The organism is Gemmiger sp. An50, assembly GCF_002161595.1.
In the GTDB taxonomy this organism is placed as follows: domain Bacteria; phylum Bacillota; class Clostridia; order Oscillospirales; family Ruminococcaceae; genus Allofournierella.
In genome coordinates, this window is record NZ_NFID01000001.1 from 58,519 (window position 1) to 83,084 (window position 24,566).

Annotated in this window: 23 protein-coding genes; 9 read left to right on the plus strand and 14 right to left on the minus strand. The window is 58.0% G+C overall.

The genetic code is table 11. From position 1 onward, the window contains the following. Positions 1–6: 6 nt before the first annotated feature. The 5 genes from B5G03_RS00305 to B5G03_RS00325 are packed head-to-tail and all read right to left on the minus strand — an operon-like array spanning position 7 to position 5,270. Positions 7–969, minus strand: coding sequence for a glycosyltransferase (locus tag B5G03_RS00305; protein WP_087179839.1), 963 nt, complete (start codon positions 967–969; stop codon positions 7–9). A 9-nt stretch (positions 970–978) separates the two neighbouring features. Then, the gene (locus B5G03_RS00310; protein WP_087179840.1) at positions 979–2,220 is read right to left on the minus strand and encodes a hypothetical protein; all 1,242 of its coding nucleotides are present in this window, start codon (positions 2,218–2,220) and stop codon (positions 979–981) included. A 40-nt stretch (positions 2,221–2,260) separates the two neighbouring features. Continuing rightward, positions 2,261–3,289 carry a glycosyltransferase gene (locus B5G03_RS00315; RefSeq protein WP_087179841.1) on the minus strand — a complete coding sequence of 343 codons (1,029 nt, stop codon included), beginning with the start codon at positions 3,287–3,289 and terminating at the stop codon, positions 2,261–2,263. A 15-nt stretch (positions 3,290–3,304) separates the two neighbouring features. Next, positions 3,305–4,447, minus strand: a complete 1,143-nt coding sequence (locus B5G03_RS00320) for a glycosyltransferase family 4 protein (protein ID WP_087179842.1) — start codon at positions 4,445–4,447, stop codon at positions 3,305–3,307. A 28-nt stretch (positions 4,448–4,475) separates the two neighbouring features. Then, positions 4,476–5,270, minus strand: coding sequence for a sugar transferase (locus B5G03_RS00325; RefSeq protein ID WP_242962231.1), 795 nt, complete (start codon positions 5,268–5,270; stop codon positions 4,476–4,478). Between the two features lie 373 nt (positions 5,271–5,643). Here B5G03_RS00325 and B5G03_RS17280 point away from each other — a divergent pair, with 373 nt between their 5' ends. Then, positions 5,644–5,808: a hypothetical protein gene (locus B5G03_RS17280; protein ID WP_162613295.1), complete on the plus strand. Its 165-nt coding sequence runs from the start codon at positions 5,644–5,646 to the stop codon at positions 5,806–5,808. Positions 5,809–5,904: 96 nt separating this feature from the next. Next, a complete protein-coding gene (locus B5G03_RS00335; RefSeq protein ID WP_087180112.1) occupies positions 5,905–6,834 on the plus strand; it encodes a nucleotidyltransferase family protein in 930 nt (309 codons plus the stop codon). A gap of 142 nt (positions 6,835–6,976) precedes the next feature. Here B5G03_RS00335 and B5G03_RS00340 read toward each other — a convergent pair whose 3' ends face one another. Then, positions 6,977–7,792, minus strand: a complete 816-nt coding sequence (locus tag B5G03_RS00340; RefSeq protein WP_087179844.1) for a MerR family transcriptional regulator — start codon at positions 7,790–7,792, stop codon at positions 6,977–6,979. 74 nt (positions 7,793–7,866) lie between these two features. Here B5G03_RS00340 and B5G03_RS00345 point away from each other — a divergent pair, with 74 nt between their 5' ends. Next, positions 7,867–9,201: an MATE family efflux transporter gene (locus tag B5G03_RS00345; RefSeq protein ID WP_087179845.1), complete on the plus strand. Its 1,335-nt coding sequence runs from the start codon at positions 7,867–7,869 to the stop codon at positions 9,199–9,201. 115 nt (positions 9,202–9,316) lie between these two features. Here B5G03_RS00345 and B5G03_RS00350 read toward each other — a convergent pair whose 3' ends face one another. The 5 genes from B5G03_RS00350 to B5G03_RS00370 form a co-directional block, all read right to left on the minus strand. Next, on the minus strand, positions 9,317–9,538 hold the full coding sequence (locus B5G03_RS00350) for a hypothetical protein (RefSeq protein WP_087179846.1): 222 nt from the start codon (positions 9,536–9,538) through the stop codon (positions 9,317–9,319). Then, the gene (locus B5G03_RS00355; protein ID WP_162613296.1) at positions 9,510–10,211 is read right to left on the minus strand and encodes a histidine kinase dimerization/phospho-acceptor domain-containing protein; all 702 of its coding nucleotides are present in this window, start codon (positions 10,209–10,211) and stop codon (positions 9,510–9,512) included. The genes B5G03_RS00350 and B5G03_RS00355 overlap by 29 nt, the downstream gene beginning before the upstream one ends. Beyond that, positions 10,100–10,684 (minus strand): hypothetical protein, encoded by a 585-nt coding sequence (locus B5G03_RS00360; protein ID WP_087179848.1) that lies wholly within the window; start codon positions 10,682–10,684, stop codon positions 10,100–10,102. Before B5G03_RS00360 ends, B5G03_RS00355 begins: the two co-directional genes overlap by 112 nt. A gap of 217 nt (positions 10,685–10,901) precedes the next feature. Next, positions 10,902–13,460: a hybrid sensor histidine kinase/response regulator gene (locus B5G03_RS00365; RefSeq protein ID WP_162613297.1), complete on the minus strand. Its 2,559-nt coding sequence runs from the start codon at positions 13,458–13,460 to the stop codon at positions 10,902–10,904. A gap of 93 nt (positions 13,461–13,553) precedes the next feature. After that, entirely contained in the window at positions 13,554–14,426 is an 873-nt protein-coding gene (locus B5G03_RS00370; protein WP_087179850.1) for an AraC family transcriptional regulator, read from the minus strand. Positions 14,427–14,736: 310 nt separating this feature from the next. Between B5G03_RS00370 and B5G03_RS00375 the strand changes: the two genes are divergently transcribed. The 4 genes from B5G03_RS00375 (at position 14,737) to B5G03_RS00390 (ending at position 20,150) form a co-directional block, all read left to right on the plus strand. After that, positions 14,737–16,017, plus strand: a complete 1,281-nt coding sequence (locus tag B5G03_RS00375) for an ABC transporter substrate-binding protein (RefSeq protein ID WP_087179851.1) — start codon at positions 14,737–14,739, stop codon at positions 16,015–16,017. 15 nt (positions 16,018–16,032) lie between these two features. Further along, positions 16,033–16,917: a carbohydrate ABC transporter permease gene (locus tag B5G03_RS00380; protein ID WP_333766322.1), complete on the plus strand. Its 885-nt coding sequence runs from the start codon at positions 16,033–16,035 to the stop codon at positions 16,915–16,917. A 3-nt stretch (positions 16,918–16,920) separates the two neighbouring features. Next, a complete protein-coding gene (locus B5G03_RS00385; protein WP_343286872.1) occupies positions 16,921–17,751 on the plus strand; it encodes a carbohydrate ABC transporter permease in 831 nt (276 codons plus the stop codon). Positions 17,752–17,897: 146 nt separating this feature from the next. Next, a complete protein-coding gene (locus tag B5G03_RS00390) occupies positions 17,898–20,150 on the plus strand; it encodes an alpha-galactosidase (RefSeq protein WP_087179853.1) in 2,253 nt (750 codons plus the stop codon). A gap of 157 nt (positions 20,151–20,307) precedes the next feature. Here the strand turns inward: B5G03_RS00390 and B5G03_RS16940 are convergent, their stop codons facing one another. After that, entirely contained in the window at positions 20,308–20,937 is a 630-nt protein-coding gene (locus B5G03_RS16940) for a hypothetical protein (protein ID WP_140401606.1), read from the minus strand. 166 nt (positions 20,938–21,103) lie between these two features. After that, complete coding sequence (aspS, locus tag B5G03_RS00395) at positions 21,104–22,888, minus strand: aspartate--tRNA ligase (RefSeq protein ID WP_206423584.1); 1,785 nt, start codon at positions 22,886–22,888, stop codon at positions 21,104–21,106. A 235-nt stretch (positions 22,889–23,123) separates the two neighbouring features. Here aspS and B5G03_RS00400 point away from each other — a divergent pair, with 235 nt between their 5' ends. Together B5G03_RS00400 and B5G03_RS00405 are read left to right on the plus strand one after the other, a co-directional pair. Then, the gene (locus tag B5G03_RS00400; RefSeq protein WP_087179854.1) at positions 23,124–23,633 is read left to right on the plus strand and encodes a hypothetical protein; all 510 of its coding nucleotides are present in this window, start codon (positions 23,124–23,126) and stop codon (positions 23,631–23,633) included. 17 nt (positions 23,634–23,650) lie between these two features. Next, entirely contained in the window at positions 23,651–24,184 is a 534-nt protein-coding gene (locus B5G03_RS00405) for a methylated-DNA--[protein]-cysteine S-methyltransferase (RefSeq protein WP_087179855.1), read from the plus strand. Between the two features lie 105 nt (positions 24,185–24,289). On the opposite strand, the gene B5G03_RS00410 is transcribed toward B5G03_RS00405, so the two are convergent. Next, positions 24,290–24,565 carry a hypothetical protein gene (locus tag B5G03_RS00410; RefSeq protein WP_087179856.1) on the minus strand — a complete coding sequence of 92 codons (276 nt, stop codon included), beginning with the start codon at positions 24,563–24,565 and terminating at the stop codon, positions 24,290–24,292. Position 24,566 lies beyond the last annotated feature (1 nt).

The following is a 24,566-nucleotide window of genomic DNA, read 5'->3' on the forward strand; positions in this document are numbered from 1 at the left end:
ACATCCTCATTTCCATCGACTATGTATCATTTTTTGCTGGAAGCCAACCCATAACATTTCAAAGCCACATGGAATTCCCAATATCACCAGAAGACAAGATTGTACACAGTGCAATATATCTTTTTTTCTCATGCTTTCTAACACCTGTGTATAGTGCAAAGACACTGCCTGATATTTCTTTAGCATATTTGGATTTTCCACATGATATTTTTCCAAATATCGTTTATAACTTTCTTTGGTATAATTGTCCTTACCATCCTTCAAACGCTGCTTGTAAAGATTTTTTACATATCGGGCAGCAACAAATTGACGGTATCCATTTTGTCGAGAAATACTAGACGTACGAATACGGTATTTAAGTACACGTTTTCCAATGCATCCAATTCTTTTGTTGGCGCTAAGCATTCGAAGCCATATATCATAGTCTTCTGCAGGAACAAGCTCTCGATATCCCCCTACATCACGAAATGCCGATGTTTTCCCCATAACTGTCGGATGTCGAATCACATCGCCATATTTTAGAATTTCACTCAAATCCAGCGATTCATAGATTGCTGTCTGCGCTTCTTTTGGAGCTTCATTTCCATTCTCATCTATAATAATCGTGAATCCTGAAATCAAATCCAGACCATTCTTTTTCAAAAAAGCAAGCTGCTTTTCAAACCGATCTGGAAGTGAAATATCATCAGCATCCATCCGGGCAATGTATTCTCCGTGAGCAATTTCAATTCCTCTATTTAAACTCGCTGCAAGTCCAATATTTTTTTCATTTTTCAGCAATCGGATTCTTGAATCTTGTTGTGCAAATTTCTCCAACGCTATTTCTAATTGAGTATTTTCCGGATTATCATTAACAATTATAAACTCGAAGTCCCCATATGTCTGATGTAAAATCGATTGAATAGAAAGTGAAAGTTCTTCCTCACTTTCATTAAAAGCGCTCATAATTACGCTAATCATTTCACCCATAATTTACCCCTAATTATCTTTTCCTATTGCACGCATTCTTAATTCTGGCAAAATAGAATTCTCCATTATTATTCGCAACCACAGAAGGCCAACGATAATCGTACCGCTCCGCATGCAAACTCCTTTAATATTTGTAACCAGTAATCCTGTCGTCATACAAATATTATAAATTTTTGCCTCAGGCAATCTACTCCTAACTTTTAACAAAGCAATAACTGAAATATATTCTATTGCTGTAACAATAACGCCTACCAAATAGACATCGTTACAATATCCAATATCTGTACGATTTACACCTGTATAAATGGTAACACCTTCACCCAAAATCAGACCTAACCCCGTCGGAAAAGACATGCTCTCTTTTAAAACAACCAGATTATTATCGCCATTTGTTTCAAGTCCAAGGAAAGCATTAAACATATTAATTACAAACTCATACGTATCTGGATTAAATTTTCTCACAAGAAGTAAAACGACTACTGAACCAGCAATGCCTAATACTGCAATTTTGATCACTTTCGTCAATTGGCCTTTGTTCATAATCAGCTGCAAACCGAGGAACTCAATTGTAATAACAATCAAAATCAAGAGTCCTGTTCTTCCATTCACGACAGATATGAACAAGCTAAGAACCGAGTATATCAAAAGTCCAGATTCTTTTTTGAGATAAGAACAAAACAAAAAAAAGAATGATAGCATACCATTGAACACTTGACACTTAAAAGTATAATCGCCAAATATTCCATATATTCTCTTCGATACAACATAATAATTTATTTCTGCCGAATTTTCCGCATAATACAAATTAACTCCAAATTGTTTAAATGCCGGAAGCAAAAACATAAGAAGCACAAATATAGCTTCCAATACAACTACAGTTTTCAAAACATCTAAGCAAACTCGTCCTGAATCATCATAATATTTAGCTATATATGTGTACAACAAATAAATCGACAATATTTCGATTATGACATAGAAGTGTTGAAAGAATCTAATTTCTTGTTGATTCAATGCCGTAATCAAGAGAGTATAAATCGAGCACGCAAATATTATCAAAGAGAAATTGACTATTCTTTTCTCTATTTTAATGCTTCCTGTTTCAATTAAACGCAAAGCTAGAAGCACAGAAACAACCGCAATATTTACATAATAGAAATGAACCCCAAGCAGCAATTGCGTAATCGCAGGTTCATAAACCAAATACAATAATACAAGTGAAAGAAAGCCTTTCGGAAGTGTTTTCAATCTCATTATATTCACACTCTAAATTTATTCTTCAGTTGATTGAATATTACATTCCACAATAAATGTCGTTTAATTTTCTTCTATATTCTTGCATATCATTATAATCTTCCGCTCTTTTTTTCGCTTTTTCAGACTTCTCATCGTAAATTTTCGTAATCGAAACTATTTTTTGAATTTCTGCTACATAGTCATTAATCGAATCACATATTTTTCCACACTCATCTGTAATGATGTTAGCAAGTCCGCCCGCACCACTGCACAGAACAGGAAGTCCCAGCGAAAGTGCTTCCACAGCCGCCAAACCAAACCCTTCCCACGCCGAAGGCATGACCATAATTTTTCCGCCTTTTAAATAGGTATACGGATTCGATTGAAATCCAACCAGCTCAATTGTATCCTGCAAACCGTTTTCGTTGAGATAATTTCTCACTTCACCGGCAAGCTCGCCATCGCCAATCATGCGAGCTGTGACTCCGGGAATCTTTTCTTTTACCTGTTTTACAATTTCACAGAACAGCAGCGGTTGTTTGGGTGCAGACAATCTTCCCAAAAACACCAGGTCTACATCACCGCACGGGCAAGGTTCCTGCGCCATTCGGCGAACTCTTTCCACATCCACAAAATTTCCGAGAACGGTATTTTTTCCGTTCATAAGCCTTCCAAACAGGTATTCTTTCTGAACGGATTCCGACACACTAATAACCTGTTGAATGCGCGGCAATGCCAGTGCAAACATCACACTCTTGGGATGGATTTTCCCAAGCCAGGGCGGATTGTTGTGCAGGTGTGCAATGACGGGAGTTTTGCCGGCAGCCCAGGCCGCATTCGTCGCCATACTAAAATCATGCGCGTGAATAACATCCGGCTTTAATTCTGCAATCGCTTTTTTCACTGAACCTATCTTGCTGGATTCCAGCGCATAAAAACGGTGGCCAGCCTCCTCCACCACCTTGCGGATCGGGCCATCTGGCGACGCATAAATCATTTCCTCTTCCGGGAAAAGATTCATGATTGTAAGCACCACATTTTCAGCCCCGGAAAACTTATCTGACTTTAACAAATGCAAAACACGCATATGGTTTCCTTCCGTTTAAATCCCTACCGTTTCAACAGTGGCGCCATTCACACATCCATAAATATTTTCCATGCGTTTTTCGACCTCTGTTTTATCGAATTCCTCGTAAGCCTTTTGATTTGGCGCTTGTTTTTGTCCAACGCTCTTCCGCATAATATCTGCAATTTTTTCTTCATCCGCCGGAGGGAACAACTGGCTTTGCTCCAACAAATCCACATTGCCCCGAATATTGCTAGCAATACATGTCACACCAGCCGATACCGCTTCCAAAAGTGCTACTGAAAGTCCTTCGCGGAAGGAGGGGAAGACAAACAAGTCGCTTGCCTTTAAAATCTCGCGCACATCATTTCGGAACCCCAGCAAATGAACATGCTGGCTTACTCCTAATTTTTCTGACAGACTGCTCAACTCGTTCCGCAGCTCGCCCTCTCCGCAAATCAGGTAATAGGAGTTGGGGATATCTGCCTTCGCAAATGCTTTGATTGCAGTGGAATGGTTTTTGTTGGCGTTCAAATCCCCCACCGAAAGCATCACGAATGCATCTTCCGGCACGCCCAATTCCCGGCGCTTCTGGATACGGTCCACTTTCAGGTCATGAATCCCCTTCACATCGATGCCCACACCGGGAATCTTATAGGCTTCACCCCGAAGGCGGAACGTCTTGGCCGCCTGATAATCCTCTTCGTTAATGGTAATTAACCCATCGGTATAGCGGGCCAGCCACCGCTCGATGGTTTCGTAGATCAGGCGGTTCTGCAACGGGCAGCCCTTATAGAAATGAAACCCATGAGCGGTGTACAGTACCGGCGCTGTTTTGGTTGCTTTGGCAGCCAGCCGCGCCAACACACCTCCCATGGGCGTATGGCAATCCACCAGATCGAACCGTTCCCGCTGCATCAACGCCTTCAACTGTCGGTACGCGTTCAGGTTGCGCGCCGAAAAAGGCGAACGGGCGATATCGATCTGGTGGATCGTTACATTCAATTTTTCCAGGATGGATTTTGCGTCCACATCCCTTTCCTGCTCAAAATTACTGGCACAATGGACCTCGTAACCCATGGATTGCAGCAATTTGATGTTGTTTTGCTCGAACATCACAAAGAAACGCGCGGTGTTGGCCACAAAAATCACCTTGCGCCCTTTTTGCAACTGACTCATTCCTCTCCACCTTTATACATTATATAAATCACATCGCCCTGCGGTGCTCGCGCACCATCTGGGCCTCCTGCTGGAACTGCATGAATTCACGCTTTTCCGCCTTCTCCTGAGCCAGCTGCTCCTGCTGGCTGCGGCGCACTTCGTCCCGGTGATGATGGGCCTGCACGCCCTCCTGGATGTCCTTGCGGCCTAGTACTTTCAGTACAGTATCCAAGAACACCTTAGCGTCAAAGGCCATGCTTACGTTCTTTAAGTACTCCCGGTCGTAAAACACCTTGTCGTAATCGTTCAGCATGTCGCGGCCGTTGATCTGCGCCCAACCCGTGATGCCCGGCTTCAGCTGGTCCACCCCGTAGTACCGGCGCAGAAAATGCACGCTGCGCTCCTGCCGAATCAACGGCCGGGGCCCGATCAGGCTCATGTCCCCCATCAGAACATTGAACAGCTGCGGCAGCTCATCAATGCTGGTATCCCGCAAGAAACGCCCCAGCCGGGAAATATATGCGTCGGCGTTCTGCAGCTCGCCGGTGGCCGAGTATTTGGGCGCCGTGCTCTTCATGGTGCGAAACTTGGTAATGTAGAATACGTGGCTGTCCTGGCCCACCCGCTTCTGCCGGAAAAACACCGGCTCGGTGGGGCTGCTCAGCTTTTGCAGCAGTGCCACTGCCGCAAAGGGCACCGCCAGCACCACCAGCGCCATGGCCGCGATCACCACATCAAAGCATCGCTTTTGCCGCAGATAGCGCTGCTGAGCATCGGTCAGCGGGATGCGATGCTGCTTCATGATCCTGCGGATCGACACGTTTTCTTTTTTGACCTTCATGGCTGTTTCTCTCTCCCTGGAATGTTCCATGCTTCCTCTGGTTTCAAACACGCAAAGCGCCCCGGGCGGCCGGGCTGCCCAGGGGGATCTTGCGTTGGCGGTTTTCCGTTTGCGTATGTCGGGGCGGGCCGTCCGGCCTGCTGCTTGCGCTCATCCCCGGCATTCGCAGCCGCTGCTTCTCCCCCTGTTTGCGGGTGCTGCGCTGAAAATTGCCGTTTCCTTTCGCTTTAGTGTAAAAATAAAGCGAGTTTCATCCATGTTGCACGATAGTACTTTAATCATAACGCAATTTGCATCTTTTTTCAACGAAAACGGTGGAATTGGATGAAGTTTCGGCTAATTGGTAAAAAAAGCCGGGAAAATGAGAATAATATTGATTTATCTGCTGGAAATCCCCCTTCTTTTCCTCGCTTTTGCAGCTTGTGTTTTCGCCGCTTTGCCCGGCTTTTTTCCCTGGCGGACCGTTTGCGCCGCTGCCGGCCATTTTACCGGGATGTATCCCTTGTTCATTCCATGGAAAAATCGCGCATTTTATTGACAAATGTGTCATGGATGGTGTACCATGTCAACTAGATAACCCGGCAGTGCATTTCCCTACTATAATAAAGAAAACGGAATGCAGAAGGAGAGCATCATGAGCGAACCCAAACAGACCGCCCTGGTCATTATGGCGGCGGGCATCGGCAGCCGTTTCGGCGGCGGCATCAAGCAGCTGGAGCCCGTGGGCCTGCACGGCGAGATCATCATGGACTATTCCATCCACGACGCCATTGCGGCAGGCTTCAACAAGGTGGTCTTTATCATCCGGCACGACATTGCCGAGGCCTTCCGCGAGGCCATTGGCGACCGCATCGCCGCCACCTGCGCCCGGCTGGGCGTGGAGATCGCCTATGCCTATCAGGAGCGGGAGGACCTGCCCAAGGGCGTGACCCTGCCCGAAGGCCGCACCAAACCCTGGGGCACCGGCCAGGCGGTTCTGGCCTGCAAGGGCCTTTTGAACGAGCCCTTTGTGGTCATCAACGCGGACGACTACTACGGCAAGGAAGCCTTCGTGCAGATCCACAACTTCCTGGTACAGGACCACGGCGACAGTGAGCTGTGCATGGCGGGCTTCGTGCTGAAGAACACCCTGTCCGAGAACGGCGGCGTGACCCGCGGCATCTGCCACATGGACGCCAGCGGCTACCTGACCGACGTGGAGGAGACCTCCAATATCGTAAAGACCGCCACCGGCGCCGAGGTGGAGGGCAAGCCCGTGGACGCGGACTCTCTGGTCTCCATGAACATGTGGGGCCTGACCCCCGCCTTCATGGACCTGCTGGACAAGGGCTTTGTGGAGTTCTTCGCCAACACTCCGGACGACAAGATCTTGAAGGCCGAGTACCTGCTGCCCATCTACATCGACCAGCTGCTCAAGCGCAGCGCGGTGTCGGTAAAGGTGCTGAAGACCGACGACAAGTGGTTCGGCGTGACCTACAAGGAGGACAAGGACTTCGTGGTTGCCAGCTTCCGTGCCCTGATCGAGGCGGGCGTTTACAAGGAAGACCTGTTCAGCGACCTGTAAGCCCTTCGGCTCCGGCGTTTTTCGCCCAAACAGATACAAAACCAAAAGGCGGCTGCCTTCCCAATTCGGGAAAGGCAGCCGCCTTTTTCTGTGCTTTTTCGTTTGGGGTGGGTTGCGGGGCCAAAGCTCCCGGCCGGGCATTTTACTCCTCCACCGGGGCCGAAAGCCGCAGCACATAGCGGGCCGGGTCGGTGACCGACAGATAATTGATCACGTCCTGCTCGTACACATCCCCCGCCAGCCGCAGCCCCCGGCGCTCCAGCTCCTCCAGAAAGAGGGCGTAGGCGGCGGGCAGCTCGTCGTAGCCGCCCTGGTAATAGTACACCGCCCAGGTCCCGGCCGGACAGATCCACAGATGGGGATGCTCCACCGGACCGGGCAGCGGGCTGAAATAGTAAGCCTCCAGAAAGCGCCCTTCCAGCGCTCTCTCGCGGGGGATGATCTCCCCGGCCTGGAAGCCTGCCCCCAGGCCGCACTGCTCACAGGCGGCAAAATGGGCCTGCATGGTGCGGGCGAACCGGCGTTCGGTGGGCGGGCTGCGGTAGCCGGTGGGGGTGGCGATCAGATACCGCTCCTCCAGCCGGGTCAGGCGCAGGCGGCCGCAGACGCTCTCCTCCCCTTCCCGCATGGCGTCCAGCGTCTGTTCCAGCGACTGGAGCATCCGGTCGATCTCGGCCCGGCGGGCCCGCAGGTCCTGCACCTTGCTCTCCAGCAGGCGGATGCCGGTGGGCACGTCGGCGTTTTGCAGATAGCCCTTGATCTCGCTCAGAGGGGTCTCGCTGGCCTTCAGAACGGCGATCAGGTCCACGGTGGTGAACTGGCTCAGGGTATAGTAACGGTAGCCGCTGGGGGCCACAAAGGCGGGCTTTAAGATGCCGATGCGGTCGTAGTGGAGCAGGGTATCCCGGCTGAGACCGCACAGGGCGGCAAACTCGCTGATCTTATAGTAATTTTTCATGACTTATCCCCCTTGACTCGTGGGTTACACCATAGTTTACAATAGGTTCCATCGACAAAGCAAGGAGTTATTGTATGAAACGCGCAATTTCACAGGAATTCAGCTTCTGGCGGCTGCTGGCCTTTTCGGTACCGGCGGTGGCCATGCTGGTGGTCACCTCGCTGTACACGGCGGTGGACGGAGTATTCATCTCCCGCTACGTGGGCAGCGACGGTCTTTCCGCAGTTAACATCGTGCTCCCGCTGGACACGCTGGCCTTTGGCGTGGGCATCATGTTCGGCACCGGCACCAGCGCCATCGTGGGGCGCAAGCTGGGCCAGGGTGAGGCGAAGGCCGCCGATCAGGACCTGACCCTGGCCACTCTGGCGGCGGGGGTGCTGGGCGCGGCGCTGAGCGTGCTGGGCCTGGTATTTCTGGAACCGCTGGTGCGGCTGCTGGGCGCCAGTGACCGGCTGCTGCCCTACTGCCTGGAATACGGGCGCATCCTGTTCGGTTCGGCCTTTTTCACGGTGGTCCAGGTGATGTACCAGTCGCTGTTCATCACCGCCGGGCGGGGGCGCATTGCCCTGTGGCTCACGGTGACCAGCGGCGTGCTGAATCTGGTGCTGGACTGGCTGCTGATCGGGGTGCTGGATATGGGCATGACCGGCGCGGCCCTGGGCACGGTGAGCGGCCGGATTCTGGGCGGTCTGTTCCCCATCTTCTACTTTTTGAAGGACCGCAGCACCCTGCGGTTTCGCCGTCCCCGGTGGGACCCGGGCATGCTGGCGCTGGCCATGGGCAACGGGTCCTCGGAGATGGTCTCCAACCTGGCCATCTCGGTGACCACGCTGCTGTTCAACCTGTCCATGCTGGCGCTGGCCGGGGAGGACGGCCTGGCCGCCATGACCATCGTGCTGTATGCCCAGTTCGTGTACACGGCGGTGTCCATGGGCTTTGCCACCAGCGCCGCCCCGGTGATCAGCTACCACTTCGGCAGCGGCAACACCCGGTATCTGCAGCGGCTGTTCCGCTATTGCCTGGGGGCCATCGGGCTGATCACGGCGGCCATGATGGCGGCGGCGATGCTCTTTGCCCGGCCGCTGATCGGCCTGTTCACCCCGCCGGGCGGCGCGGTGTTCGATCTGGCGATTTACGGCTTCTGGGTCTTTTTATGGAACTTTCTGTTCGCCGGGTTCAATATCTTCTCCTCGTCCCTCTTCACGGCCCTTTCCAACGGTGCGGTGAGCGCGCTGATCTCGTTTCTGCGCACGCTGGTGTTGGTGGTGGGCAGCATTCTGCTGCTGCCTCGGCTGCTGGGGCTGGACGGCATCTGGCTGGCGGTACCGGTGGCGGAGGGGTTGACCTTCCTGATCGCGGCGGCGCTGGTGCTCCGCTACGGCCGGGAGCCCTATCATTATCTGCGCTGAGTCTCTTCGACACGCAAAAAAGCGGCGGACCCTGTTTTGGCAGGGTCCGCCGCTTTTGCTATTGCTTACCGGTCAAGGGATTTTTCAGCGCGCAAGGGCCTGCGCGCCGGCCGGATCAGCCTTTTTTGCGCAGGCGCTCCAGGGCCGCCAGGCAGCAGGCGGCAGCGCCCGCAAGGCCCAGCCATACCAGCACGCTGCTGTCGCCGGTCTGAGGAGCCTGGTTGGCGGCGGGCTGTGCGGTGGCAGTGGGCTGCGCGGTGGCAGCAGGCTGCTCGGCGCCAGAGGACTGTTCCCCGTCAGAGGGCTGCTCAGTGGGCGCGGGGGTCTCGGTGGGCACCGGGGTGGGAGCGGTCTTCTGCTCCCACCCCGGCGTACAGGGTCATGCTGCCCTCCACCAGATCGGTGTCGAAGTTCCAGGCATTCTCGCAGCTGGCTTCCCGGTACCAGCCCAGGAAGGTCCAGCCCTCCGCCTCGGGGGCGGTGGGCGCGGTGATGGCCCGTACCCGGTCCAGCAGGTCTGCGGTGTCCACCCGCTCGAACCGAAGCTCGCTGGTGCGGCCGTAGGAATATTCCATCAGCCGGGTGACCATGTCGCCCAGCCGCCGGGCCTCCTGCCGGATGGTCTTCGGGTTTTCCGGGGTCTCCTGGTCCACCTGGTCCGCCGCCAGCTGGATGCCGGTGAGCTGGGCATAGCCGGAGATCACGGTGAGCGGGGTTTTCAGCTCGTGGGCCATCCGGTGCAGAAATTCCAGATTCATCCGGTTCATCCGCTCCAGCATCTCGCCCCGGCTGCGGCTCTCGATGAGGGCCGCCTCCCGCTTCTGGATGCGCAGGCCCACCGCCGCTCCGCTCAGGAACACGAAGCCCAGCATGCCCCAGGCCGCGGTGCCGTAGTGGCTCACGTCCGAGCTGCGGCCGGTGAGCAGCGCCTCGTGCAACAGGCTGGCCACCAGCACCGCAAAGCCGCTGAGCACCAGCGCGTCGGCGGTCTCCAGCCCGCCCCGGCGCACGCCGGCAGGGTCATGTAGCCCACCCGGGGCACGAATTGCTCCGCGGTTTCGGCCGGATTGCCAAAGACCGCCACCTGGCTGCCGTTCACAAACACCCGGGTGGCATAGTCCACCGAAAAGCCGCAGATGGCGTAGTAGGCCCCGGGGGTCGCCCGGATGCGCAGCCGATGGGTACCGTAGGCATCGTCCGAGGGGGAGACGCCCTCACCGGCCGCCTCGCCTGCCCGTCCGGCCGCGAAATCCTGGCTGGTATACAGCTTCTCGGGGTAGAAATCCCAGCTTCCCTCCAGCTGGAACAGCCCGGCGGCGGCATCCTCGCCTTGCAGGTCCAGCCAGCCGTTTTCCTCCCGGAGCAGGCGCACCGGCGCATTGCGCAGGGTGAACAGTCCCTGCAGCAGCTGGAGGCCCAGAACCACCAGAGCCACCAGCAGCAGCCACCGCCATTTCTGTGCCCGCTTGCCTGTTTGCTTCAAGGTACTCCCCCCCTTTGCGGTTTTGCCCTACCCTTTATTTTACCACGCTGCTCTGGTATCAGGGCCGGAACTTTACAAATTTGTAAGGCAACACCGCATGAGGCGTTCGCCGCCAATAGCGCGGTGCTGCCGGAAGGTTTGACGGTCAGAAAAAAGCCCCCGTGCGCCGGGTGGGCGCACGGGGGCAGAAGGGACAGAGGAGCCGGTCCGCGCCCGGTCATTCGCCGGGGGCGGCAGCAGGCGGAGTCTTTCCCTCCCAGCACAGGGCCAGCGCTTCCAGCAGCCGGTCCATGTCGATGGGCTTGGACACATGGGCGTTCATGCCCGCGGCGGTGGTGCGGTCCACGTCCTCGGCAAAGGCGTTGGCGGTCACCGCCACGATGGGCACCACGGCGGCGTCCGGCCGGTCCAGCCGCCGGATGGCCCGGGCGGCTCCGCAGCCGTCCAGCACCGGCATCTGCATATCCATCAGGATGGCGTCCACCGAATAGGGTGCCGAGCGCTGGAACTTCTCCACCGCCTCGGCGCCGTTGGCCGCACCGATCACCTGGGCGCCGCTCATGGTGAGCAGCTCGGTGACGATCTCCATATTCAGCTCGTTGTCCTCGGCCACCAGAATGGTCTGGCCCGCCAGCGAACCGGCGGCCTCTGCGGCGGCCTCACCGGACGCTTCGCCTGCCGCCGCGCCGATCACCGGGCCGTCGTGCTGCTCCACCACCTCCAGCGGGAGGGTCACGGTGAAGCGGCTGCCCTTGCCCACGGCGCTCTCCACCGTGATCTCACCGCTCATCTGCTGCACCAGGCTCTTCACGATGGGCATACCCAGGCCGGTGCCCTCGGTGGTGCGGGGGGTGAAGTGGGTCTCGCGGGAATAGGGCTCGAAGATGTGATTCAAAAATTCCTCGCTCATGCCGATGCCGGTGTCGGCCACCACGATCTGGAATTTGCTGTGCTTCTGGTAGTCGAACTGGCGGGCCTCCACCCGGATCTCGGCCCCCTCGCAGCTGTACTTCAGCGCGTTGGACAAAAGGTTGTTCATGATCTGACCGATCTTGAAGGAGTCGCCCTTCACCACCGGGTCCTTGATCTGCAGCGACAGCTCAAAGCGCTTGTTCTGGCGCTCGGCCTGAGTGCGGAACATCTCGCACACCTCGGTCAGGTATTCGTTCAGATTGAACTCCTTCACGTCCAGGGCGCTCTTGCCCGCCTCCAGCTTGGCCATTTCCAGAATGTCGTTGATGAGCATGAGCAGCTGCTTGGCCGCGAACTCCACCTTTTTGATGTAGCCGGTGACCTTTTCCGCATCGCCGGGGGTACGGCGGATCAGCTCGGAGTAGCCGATCACCGCGTTCAGCGGGGTGCGCATGTCGTGGGACATGGTGTTGAAGAAGGTGTTGCGGGCCCTGGCGCTGGTCTTGGCGGTGTCCAGCGCCTCCTGCAGAATCATCATGTGCTGCATCTGCTGGCGCTTTTCCACGTCCACATCCTTGAAGCAGAGGATCACCTCGCCGGGCAGCACATCCTTTTGATAGATGGTGCGCACGTTCACCCAGTGATAGCTGCCGCCGAACATGCGCTGGTAGTCGCCGCCGTAGTCGGCCACATTTTCCTTCACCCGCTGGCCGATGCTCTTGAGCGAGAAGTCCTGCTCGAACTCGGCGTAGGTCTCCGGATGCACCCGCTTTTTCACCTGGGCCAGCAGCATCTCGTAATCGCCGCTCTCGTCAAAGGTGCCGCGCAGGTCCGGCGAGGTCTTGATGGCCCGGTAGGTGCCGGCCTCAAAGTCCACCCGGTAGATGGCAAAGAAGGAATCGCTCAGCACCCGGATGGTCTTTTCGGTCTCGGCCAGCCGCCGCAGGTTCAGAATGTCCCGCACCACCATGAACAGAAGGGTCACAAAGGCGATGAGGGCCACGCCGATCAGGGAATAGATCACCGGGTCCATCTCGCCCATCAGCACCTCCTGGATGGGGATGGTCATCACCACGGTCCAGCCGTTGTCCATCTCGGCATAATACACGCCCCGGGCCACGCCGTTGGGGTCGGTGATCTGGGCGTCGTAGGCAAAGAGACTGCCGTCCCGCACGCCGCTGATCAGCTGCTCGGCATACACCGGGTTGGTGGCCTGCCGGTCGATCAGCCGGTAGAGCAGCCCGCCGTCGGTATCGAACAGATAAAAATGATAGGTGGAGGGCAGGCTGATCTCCAGATCCAGCACATCGCCCTGGTTGATGTACACATCCATGGCCAACACATCGCCCTCGGTGTCCATGGCTTTGGAGAGGGTGAAGATCTGGTCGCCGGTGATGGCATCCTCATACACATCGCTGAAGATGATCTCGTCCGGCGAGGCCATCGCCTTCTGGTACCAGTCGGTGCTGGCGTAGTCGTAGGTTCCGTCGCCGGTCCTGGGGTTGTCGGCCACGATCTGCCCCCCGATCACCGCATACAGGTCGGCCACATGACCGCCGAACAGCTCATGTACGTTCTGCTGATACTCGGCCATGCCCTCCTGCATCTGTTCCTCGCTCATGTTGGCATCCACGCCCCGGATGGCATACATCCAGGCCATATCAAACACCCGGGCAAAGCCGTCCAGCCTGCTCTGGGTCTCGCGGGCGTAGCTCTCGGCCAGCGACATGCCCATCTGCTGGGTGTTGCGCATCATCTTGTCCCGTACCAGGCCGATGCCCACCAGCAGAAGGGCGGCCACCACCACCAGCGTGGTGATGCTCAGCACGATGCTGTTCAGCGCCCGGCGCTGCTGCTTTTCCATGCCTTGTCCCCCTCTTTCCCGCCGGGGCGCGCCCGGCCGCTTCATTCCACGTTACAGTGTACCACAGTTCCCGGTTTTTCGCCAGTGAGTGCCTCACACACCCGCCGGGTGGGTGAAATGGGTCTGCCGGTAGGCCCGGGGCGAGATGCCGTACACCGATTTGAAGGCCCGGGAAAAATGCAGCGGGTTTGCATAACCCACCATGGTGCTGATGGTGCTCACCGGCTGGGTGGTCTCCTTCAAGAACTGAGCCGCCTGGGCCATGCGGTAATGCAGCAAAAAGGCCTGGGGGCTCTCGCCCATGGTGTCCCGGAAGAGCTTGCCGAAGTAGCTTCGGTTCAGTCCGCAGAAGGCGGCGATGTCCTCCACCGACACGTCCCGCTGGTAGTTCTGCTCAATGAAGGACAGCGCCTCTTTCATATAGAAGTCCCGCAGCCGGCGCTGGCTCTGGTGCTGCCTTGCCGCCGAGGATTCCACCAGCTGGTCCAGGAACAGAAAGCCCCGGCCGATCTGCCGGATGGGGCTGGCCTCGCCGTCCTGCACGATCTGCAGCATGCACTCCCGCAGCTTCTCACCCCCGGCCCGGGTGGCGGGGGTGTAGATGGGCTTTGCCGCGCCCAGGCCCGCCAGGGTCAGGCTTTCGCGCACGCGCAGGCCGTCGAACTCGATCCAGGTGTACTCCCAGGGGTCGACCTCGTCCGAGGCGTAGGTGGTGGTCTGGCCCGGCAGGATCAGAAACCCCTCCCCCGGCCCCACCGGATACACATGCTCGCCCACATACAGCTTGCCATAGCCGGCGATGATGTAATGGAACAAATAATGGTTGCGCCGGTGCGGCCCGTAGGAGTGCAGCGGCTCGGTACGCTCCCAGCCGTATTGATACAGGTTCAGGTCCACAAAGCGTTCGTCCTGAAACACGTGGAAAATCAGCTTGTTGCCGGCGTCCGGCCCGAATGCGGTGGCCATACTGCCATTCCTCCCTCATTTTGTCTGTTTTTCTGATTATATACCATAATGCTAGATGACTTCAAGCAAAAATGCCTGAATCAGCTAAATTGAGAGATAAAAACCTGCAAAATGATATTTAACTTTCAACTGTCAAATCGTATAATAAACACAGCCAAAAGGGAAACAAATTGTATATAGTGCACATTGTACAAAACTGCTTCCGATTTTTCAGCACAACAGCGAAAACCGCGTTTTGCAGCTGCCCGAACCCGGCCGGTCGGGCGGCGGCAAGGGGAGGACTTCGCACAGGAACAGGAGGAAACAAGCAATGAGTTTGATGCGCAGACTGGCATGCGCTGCACTGAGCGTTTGCCTGGCCGCGGGTCTGGCCACCGGGCTGACCGGATGCGGCGAAGGCTCGGACGGCACCGTGAACCTGACCTTCCAGATCTGGGACGTGGCCCAGCGCGACGGCATGCAGGCCATGTGCGACGCTTACACCGCCGAGCATCCCAATGTGAAGATCGAGGTGCAGGTGACCAGCTGGAACGAATACTGGACCAAGCTGGAAGCCGCCGCCATGAGCAACAAGATGCCGGACATCTTCTGGATGCACACCAACGAGATTCTGAAATACGCCGACAACGGCAAGCTGGCAGACTGCTCCGACATTGTGGAGACCGAGCACTTCTCCGACATTTCTCTGGCCAACGCCAGCGGTTCGGACGGCAAGCTCTACGGCGTGCCCAAGGATAAGGACACCGTGGGCCTTGTATATAATAAGGAAATGTTCGATGCCGCAGGCGTGGCCTACCCGGACGAGACCTGGACCTGGGATGACCTGGTCAGCGCCTCCCAGGCCATCTACGACGCCACCGGCAAGTATGGCTACATGGCCTACGGCGACGACCAGCTGGGCTACTGGAACTTCGTGTACCAGGCAGGCGGCAGCATCCTCACCGAGGACAACACCCGCGCCAACTTCACCGACCCCGCCACCCAGAAGGGCATGGAGTTCTACATCGGCCTGCAGAGCTACGACTGGTGCCCTGACCAGAACTACTTCGCCGAGACCGCGCCCGGCGCGGCCTTCTTCTCCGAGAAGGGCGCCATGTTCTTTGAGGGCAACTGGAATATTCTCACCGAGCTGCAGAACTACCCCGACATGGTGGGCAAGTGGGACGTGGCCGTGCTGCCCATGTGCCCCGACCCGGTGAGCGGCGACGGCCGGGCCACCATCTCCAACGGCCTGAGCTACGCCACCGGCGCAAACAACAAGCACATGGACATCGTCAAGGACGTGCTGAAGTTCTTCGGCAGCGAGGAAGGCCAGCGCATCCAGGGCGAGAGCGGCGCCGCCATTCCCGCCTATGAGGGTCTGGAAGAGACCTGGGTGGGCGTGTTCGACGAATACCCCATCGACGTGCAGTGCTTCATCGACATGTTCGACTACAGCGTGCAGAGCGTGAACAACGCCGCCCGCCCCGAGTGGAAGAGCAAGGTCAGCGACACCCTGCTCAAGATCTATTCCGGCGAGCTGGATCTTTCCACCGGTTTGCAGACCATGCAGCAGATCGTGGATGAGGCCGGCGCCGAGTATTACGAATAAAGGAGGGCATCCCGCGTGAACAAAACTTCCAAGCTGTCCCGCGACGGCGCTGTCTGGGGTCTGGTGATGGTGGCCCCCACCATCATCGGTCTGCTGGTGCTGAACATCTGGCCGTTCATCGAGACCATCTACATGAGCTTCTCCAAGTCCAAGGCCTTTGGTACCTTCGAGTTCAACGGGCTGGACAACTACATCGAAATGTTCCAGAGCACCGAGTTCTGGAAGGCCACCTGGAACTCCATCTACTTCTGCATCCTCACCGTGCCCGTGGGCGTGTTCCTGGCACTGCTGGTGGCGGTTCTGCTGAACGCAAAGCTCAAGGGCCGCACCGCCTTCCGCGCCATCTTCTTTTTGCCCATGGTGGTGGCCCCCGCCGCCGTTGCCATGGTGTGGAAGTGGATCTTCAACACCGAGTACGGCATCATCAACAGCATCCTGGGCCAGAACGTGCGCTGGCTGACCAATCCCGCTATCGTGCTGGTCACCTGCGCCATCGTGGCCATCTGGAGCGCCATCGGCTACGACGCCGTGCTGCTGCTCTCCGGCATCCAGAACATCTCGGCCAGCCTGTATGAGGCTGCGTCCCTGGACGGCGCTTCCAAGGTGCAGCAGTTCTTCCACATCACCCTGCCCATGGTTTCGCCCACCCTGTTCGTGGTGCTCATCATGCGCCTGATGGCCTCCCTGAAGGTGTACGATCTGATCTACATGATGGTCGACCAGGCAAACCCCGCCCTCACCAGCGCCCAGAGCCTGATGTACCTGTTCTACCGGGAAAGCTTTGTGGCCGGCAACAAGGGCTATGCGTCCGCCATCGTCATCTGGACCGTGCTGCTCATCGGCATCGTGACCCTGCTGCAGTTCGCGGGCCAGAAAAAATGGGTGAATTACGAGGTGTAAATCATGAGCACACAAACAAGCAAGACCCTGAACAAGACCCTCACCTATGTGGCATTGATCCTGGGCAGCGTGGTTATGATCTTCCCCTTCGTGTGGATGCTGCTCACCAGCTTCAAGACCCAGGCCGAGTCCATGGCGGTGCCGCCCCAGCTGCTGCCCAGCCAGTGGAACCTGGACAACTTCATCACCGCGCTGGAAAGCCTGCCCTTCGTGAACCTGTATGTGAACACCGCCCTGCTCATCCTCTTCCGGGTGCTGTGCGCCGTGGTGTTCAGCTCCATGGCCGGCTACGCCTTCGCCAAGCTGAACTTCCCCTTTAAGAAGCTGCTGTTCACCATCGTTCTGGTGCAGATGATGCTGCCCAGCCAGATCTTCATCATTCCCCAGTACTTAATGCTGGCCCGCATGGGCCTGACCAACACCATCTTCGCGCTGGTGTTCCCGGGTCTCGTCAGCGCCTTCGGCACCTTCTTCTTGCGCCAGACCTATCTGGGCATTCCGGGCGAGATCGCCGAGGCCGCCTATCTGGACGGCTGCAACAAGTGGCAGACCTTCACCCGCGTCATGCTGCCCCTCACCGGCTCCAGCATGGCCGCGCTGGCCATCTTCACCGCGGTGTTCGCTTACTCCGACCTGATGTGGCCGCTGATCTGCAACATCGACCTGAACATGATGACCCTGTCTGCCGGCCTGTCCACCCTGAACGGCCAGTACACCACCAACTTCCCGGTTCTGATGGCCGGCAGCCTGCTGGCCATGATCCCCATGGTGATCCTGTACCTGATCTTCCAGAAGCAGTTCATCCAGGGCATCGCCATGACCGGCGGCAAGTAACCACTAAGATTTCCCCCTTATCACGGCAGGCGGTCGGCTGACGAAACGGCCGGCCGCCCGCCTCGTGCTTTTTATCCACCTTTTCCAATTCCAGCGCCGGACCCCCAAGGCCCGGTGCGATTCCAAACTTCCAGGAGGACCCTCGTATGGGCATTCAATTCGACGCCGCCGCGCGCACCTTTACCCTTTCCACCCGCAGCACCACCTACCAGATGGGGCTGGACCATCTGGACCGCCTGCTCCATCTCTACTACGGCCCTGCCATCGGCCAGGGCGACCTGGCGGCCATGTATCCCCCGGCGGACCGGGGCTTCTCGCCCAACCACAACGCCGACCGGGCGCGCCGTGGCATCTCGCCGGACACCCTGCCCCAGGAATACACCGGCTGCAACACCGGCGACTTCCGCCTCTCCTGCCTGGTGGTGCGGGATGAAAACGGCGCCGCCGGTGCCGAGTGGCGCTACGCGAGCCACAGCATCCAGAAGGGCAAATACGCCCTGACCGGCCTGCCCAGCGCCCACGACGAGGAAAACGAGGCCGAGACCCTGTGCATCCGCATGGAGGACAGCGTGACCGGCCTTGCGCTGGAGCTGCTGTACGGCGTGTTCGCTGAGCAGGACATCATCACCCGGGCCGTCCGGCTGGTGAACGGCGGCAATCAGACCCTGCGGCTGGAAAAGGCCGCGTCCATGTGTCTGGACCTGCCCTTCGGCCGGTGGGATATGATCCACTTCCACGGCCGCCACACCATGGAGCGGCAGGCCGAGCGGGTGCCCCTGCTGAACGCCATCCAGACCGTGTCCTCCACCCGCGGCGCCTCCAGCCACCACCACAACCCCTTCGTGATTCTGTGCGACCGCAAGGCAAACGAGGAGCACGGCCTGTGCTACGGCGTGATGCCGGTGTACTCCGGCAGCCACCGCACCGACGTGGAGGTGGACCAGAACGGCCTGACCCGCATCGTGAGCGGCATCCACGACGAGCGCTTTAGCTGGCAGCTGGCCCCCGGCGAGGCCTTCACCGCCCCCGAGGTCATTCTGGCCTGCACCGAGAACGGCCTGACCGCCCTGTCCCAGCAGTATCACCGGTTCATCCGGCACAACGTCTGCCGGGGCGAGCACCGCTTCGCCCGCCGTCCGGTGCTGATCAACAACTGGGAGGCCACCTACTTCGACTTTGACTCCGACGCCATCGTGCGCATCGCCGAAAAGGCGGCGGCCCTGGGCGTGGAGATGCTGGTGCTGGACGACGGCTGGTTCGGCAAGCGGGGCGACGACAACAGCGGCCTGGGCGACTGGTTCGTGAACGAGAAAAAGCTGCCCGGCGGCCTGACTCCCCTGATTCAGCGGGTGAACGCGCTGGGCATGAAGTTCGGCATCTGGGTGGAGCCGGAGATGGTGAGCGAGGATTCCGATTTGTACCGGGCGCATCCGGACTGGGCCCTCACCCTGCCGGGCCGCGCCCCGGTGATGAGCCGCAACCAGATGGTGCTGGACATGGGCCGCAGCGAGGTGGTGGACTACCTGACCGAGCGGCTGACCGACCTGCTGGCCAATAACCCCATCGCGTACGTGAAGTGGGACATGAACCGGAACATGACCGACGTGTACAGCCGGGTGCTGCCCGCCGAGCGGCAGGGCGAAGCGGCCCACCGGTACATGCTGGGCGTTTACCGGCTGCTGGAGACCCTGACCACCCGTTTCCCCCATGTGCTGTTTGAGGGCTGCGCGGGCGGCGGCGGCCGCTTCGACGCGGGCATGCTGGCCTACTTCACCCAGATCTGGTGCAGCGACGACACCGACGCCATCGAGCGGCTGGTGATCCAGCACGGCACCTCCTTCGGCTACCCGGTGAGCAGCATGGGCGCGCATGTGTCCGCCTGCCCCAACCACCAGACCGGCCGCACCACTCCCCTGTGGACCCGTGCGGTGGCGGCCATGTCCGGCACCTTCGGCTACGAGCTGGACCTGAACAAACTGAGCGACGAGGAAGCCGCCCAGGTGAAGGAGCAGATCGCCTTCTTCGATAAGCACTACCAGCTGGTTCAGAACGGGCTGTATTACCGGCTCACCGACCCCACCGAGGAAAGCCGCTACGCGGCCTGGCAGTTCGTGGACGAGGAGCAGAGCGAGACGCTGTTCAATCTTGTCCTCACCCATCCGGAAGCCAACGCCCGCCCGCTGCACGTGTGGCTGCGAGGCCTTGACCCGGACGCTCTGTACCGTGTGGAGAGCCTGGACATCCACGGCTGCCACTGCGCGCCCCAGGCAGGCCTGGACCTGGCCATGGAGGGCGTGGGCAAAACCTACAGCGGCAGCACCCTGATGCACGCAGGCTACACCCTGCCCCAGCTGGCCGGCGACTACCCCAGCGTGCAGATGTATGTAAAGCGCGTATAAGCGAAACGAGAAGAGAGAGAAGAAAAAGTAAAACGGAAAAAGCCCGGGAACGCCCGGGCCATATAGAGGGATGGATAACCCCCGGCGGCCAATGGCCGCCGGGGGTTTTGTGGTAATCAGATAGTATTGCACCTACTTAGCAACCACGTTCTTTTTATCAAAAAGGGAGAAATGCCTTTCCGACAATACGAAGAATACTGCTGTCATAAATCTTATTAAAATCAGAAAAATCGTATCTCAAAAGTCTTTGACAATACGGATCATATTGTTGAGCTCGAATATATACATATTCATGAATCTCTTTTTGAATCTCCGAAAACAGAACATTTATATCTTTTACCAAATCAATAAACTCATTGGAATATAGTGTAGTTGTACCTTTGGGGGTTCGATATACCAGATAAAAAAGTTGATTCGTTCCTCCTCCAGTGCTTCGAAACTCCACACAATGCATCTGGTGCTCATATTTATTTCTTAACTCTTTGATTCGAACCAAAAAATCAGTATGATCTTTTAGAATTGTATTATATCCTTCTCTTAAAAAGCAAATTTCATCTGAAAATTCTGACAATCCATCTTTTTCCGAAATCACATACTTATCGCTACTTTTTTGATGCACATATGGTACAATCTGCGGAATTGCACAAATAATCTCTTGTATATGCCTATGATACTTCCATCGATCATCTTTAAATGCATGTGTTCCGCAGAAAGTAATCAAGTTTCTGTTTAGGTCATATAGTGTTTCAAAATATCCGTCCACAGCACTAATTATTTTATCATTCATATCAATTTCCCTTCACTATCTACTAAAGCTCATTTTATTATACCATCCCCCCGCCCCGCGCTCAATTTCTAATTCAGTCCTTCTCGGTTTATGTCCCGTTTTCGGTACACAAAAACGCGCCGCCCCGTTGGTTGGGGCGGCGCGTTTGCCGTTATTCAGTTGGCACTTAGCCTTCGGCGCTTACGGTGGCGATGCTCAGCTCACGCAGCTGCTTTTCGTCCACGGTCTCGGGTGCGCCGCTCATCAGCTCGCTGGCGTTCTGCACCTTCGGGAAGGCGATCACGTCGCGGATGGAATCCCGCTTCAGCATCAGCATCACCATGCGGTCCAGGCCGTAGGCCATGCCGCCGTGCGGGGGTGCGCCGTACTTGTAGGCGTCCATCAGGAAGCCGAAGCTCTCGCGGGCCTTCTCCTCGGTGAAGCCCAGGGCCTTGAACATCCGGTCCTGCAGGGCAGGGTCGTTGATGCGGATGGAACCGCCGCCCAGCTCGCAGCCGTTCAGCACGATGTCGTAGGCGTTGGCGTAGCACTTGCCCGGCTCGGTCTCCAGCTTGTCCATGCTGTCCTCGGTGGGCATGGTGAAGGGATGATGCATAGCCATGTAGCGGCCCTCTTCCTCGCTGTACTCGAACAGGGGGAACTTCACCACCCACAGGAAGTTGAACTTGTCCGGGTCGATCAGCTCGCAGCGGCGGCCAACCTCCAGACGAACCTGGCCCAGAGCGGTGCAGGCGCGCACGTTGTCCGCGTCGCTCACCACCAGCAGCACGTCGCCGGTCTCGGCGCCGGCGGCGGTGCGCAGGGCGGTCTTCTCCTCCTCGGTGAGGAACTTCTCAAAGCTGGAGGTCTCGCCCTCCGCGGTCAGGCGGGTGTAGGCCAGGCCCTTGGCGCCGTAGGTCTTGGCCACGTCGCCCAGCTTGTCGATGGTCTTGCGGGTCAGCTTGTCGGCCAGGCCCTTGCAGTTGATCAGACGCACGCTGCCGCCTGCCTCGATGGCGCCCTTGAAGGGAGCGAACTCGCTGGAGCGCACGGCGTCGGTCACGTCGATGATCTCCAGGCCGAAGCGGGTATCGGGCTTATCGGAGCCGTAGCGGGCCATGGCCTCGTCCCAGGGCATGCGCTGGAAGGGGGTGGCCACGTCGATGTTCAGAATTTCCTTCCACAGCTTCTTGATCAGGCCCTCGTTCAGGGTCATGATGTCCTCTTCGGTGACGAAGCTCATCTCCAGGTCCACCTGGGTGAACTCGGGCTGACGGTCGGCGCGCAGGTCCTCGTCGCGGAAGCAGCGGGCGATCTGGAAGTAGCGGTCAAAGCCGGACAGCATCAGGATCTGCTTGTACAGCTGGGGAGACTGGGGCAGGGCGTAGAAGTGGCCCGGCTGCACCCGGCTGGGCACCAGGTAGTCGCGGGCGCCTTCCGGGGTGCTCTTGATGAGCATGGGGGTCTCGATCTCGCAGAAGTGGTTGTCGCAGTAGTAGTTGCGGATGATCTGGCAGATCTTGCTGCGCAGCACGATGGGGTCGTGCATGCTGGGGCGGCGCAGGTCCAGATAGCGGTACTTCAGGCGCAGCTCGTCCTTCACCTTCACCTCGTCGCGGATCTCGAAGGGGGTGGTCTCGGCGGCGCTCAGCAGGCGCAGCTCGGTCACATACAGCTCCACGTCGCCGGTGGCGATCTTGTCGGTCTTGGCGTCGCGCTCGCGCAGCTTGCCCTTGGCAATGACCACATACTCGCTCTTCAGGCTGCTGGCCTTCTCGAACACGGCGGGGTCGGTGGAGTCGTCGAACACCATCTGCAGAATGCCGGTGGTGTCGCGCAGGTCGGCAAAGATGATGCCGCCCTTATCCCGGCATTTGGCGATGGAACCGGCCACCACCATCTCCTGACCGGCATCGGCCAGACGCACTTCGCCGCAATAGTGGGTGCGGCGCAGATTTCCCATGGTTTCCATAATTTGATTTACCCCTTTTATTCAAAGCGCTGGAGCCCGGAAAATGCCCGGACTCCGCAAATTCTTAGACCGTTTTATTATACCGCTTTCCACAAGATATTACAAGGCAAAGCGGCTTTTGCGGCTTGTTTTTTGCCCGCCGGGCGCTTACAATGAGGGCAGAAGAGCTGTTTTTGTCATTTTGGCCCGGGGGCGCTCTGCCGTCCTGAGGGCCGCCCAAAGGAGGGATTCCCCCATGAAGATGCTTCTTGCCCTTACCTGCTGCCTTGCGGCGCTGCTGGCCGGATGTGCGCCCGGCGCGGCGTCCTCCACCTCCCTGCCCGATTCCGGCAGCCCGGCGTCTGTTCCCGCCCCTGCCAGCGAAGCCGCAAGCACCAGCGAGGCCCCGGAGTGGACCGACCAAGCGGTGGCAGAGCTGTTTCTCTCGCAGGAGCAGAACGAGCGGCGCACGGTGCTTGCCTGCGCGGCGGTGCCGGACGGCGGCGAGGAGCTGGTGGGGGTGGTGCTGTACGCGGAGCCGGAGCACACCGACGTGCGGCTGGCGTTTCTTGCATCGGACGGCACCTTCCAGCCGATGGGCCTGGAAGCCACTCCCGCCGACCCCAGCGGCCTGGCCTACCTGGGCGAGGGCAAATTCCGGCTGGACATTCTGGACGAAAACGGAGAACCTTCCGGGCAGGTCATCACCTTCCGCCGGGACGGCGTAAAGACCTACTTCGCGGTGGAGCCGGAGAACGACGAATGAACAGAGGAGGTTTTCCCATGCTGTACACCACCACTCTGACCGGCCCGCTGGGGCCGGTGATGCTGGCGGGCACCGAGACCCACCTGACCGGCCTGTGGCTGGAAGGACAAATGCACTACGCCGCCCATCTGCCGCCGGACACCCCGCAGCGGGCGGACCTGCCGCTCTTCGCGCAGGCGGCCCGCTGGCTGGAGGATTACTTCGCGGGGCATGCTCCCGACCCGGCGGCGCTGCCGCTGGCCCCACAGGGCAGTGCCTTCCAAAAGCAGGTGTGGGCGCTGCTGCTGGCGATTCCTTACGGGCAGACCACCACCTACGGCGCGCTGGCCCGGGCGATTTCCGCCGAAACCGGCTGTCCCATGGCCAGCCAGGCGGTGGGCGGCGCGGTGGGACGCAACCCCATTTCCATCATCATCCCCTGCCACCGGGTGGTGGGAACGAACGGCAGCCTGACCGGCTACGCGGGCGGGCTGGACAAAAAACGCTGGCTGCTGGCCCACGAGGGCGTGGACCTGACTCGATTTTCCACACCCGCGCCCGGCCAACGTTGAAAACCTTTCCTCAAAAACACATAAGCCCCCCAGGACCGGAAGTATTCCCGGTCCTGGGGGCCTTTTTTATTCGCTATTCAGATGATGCCCCGGCCGCAAAAAACCTCACCGCCGCAGGAAAAATTCCGCCAGGCAGGCGATGGCCGCCAGCACCAGCGCAGCCACCTGAGCCAGCTGGCGCGCCCGCACCGCGTCGAACAGGCGCAGCGCCCAGCGGGCGGCCAGGAACACCAGGCACAGGGCCACAAACCCCATGCCCAGCGGCGCGCCGATGGCATAAAGCGGATGGGGCCAGGCCTTGCCGCTGAGCATCACCACCAGAAGGGTACCCAGGCCCGCCACGGCGCAGCCCAGGGCCAGCCGGTAGAGCAGCCGCTCCATG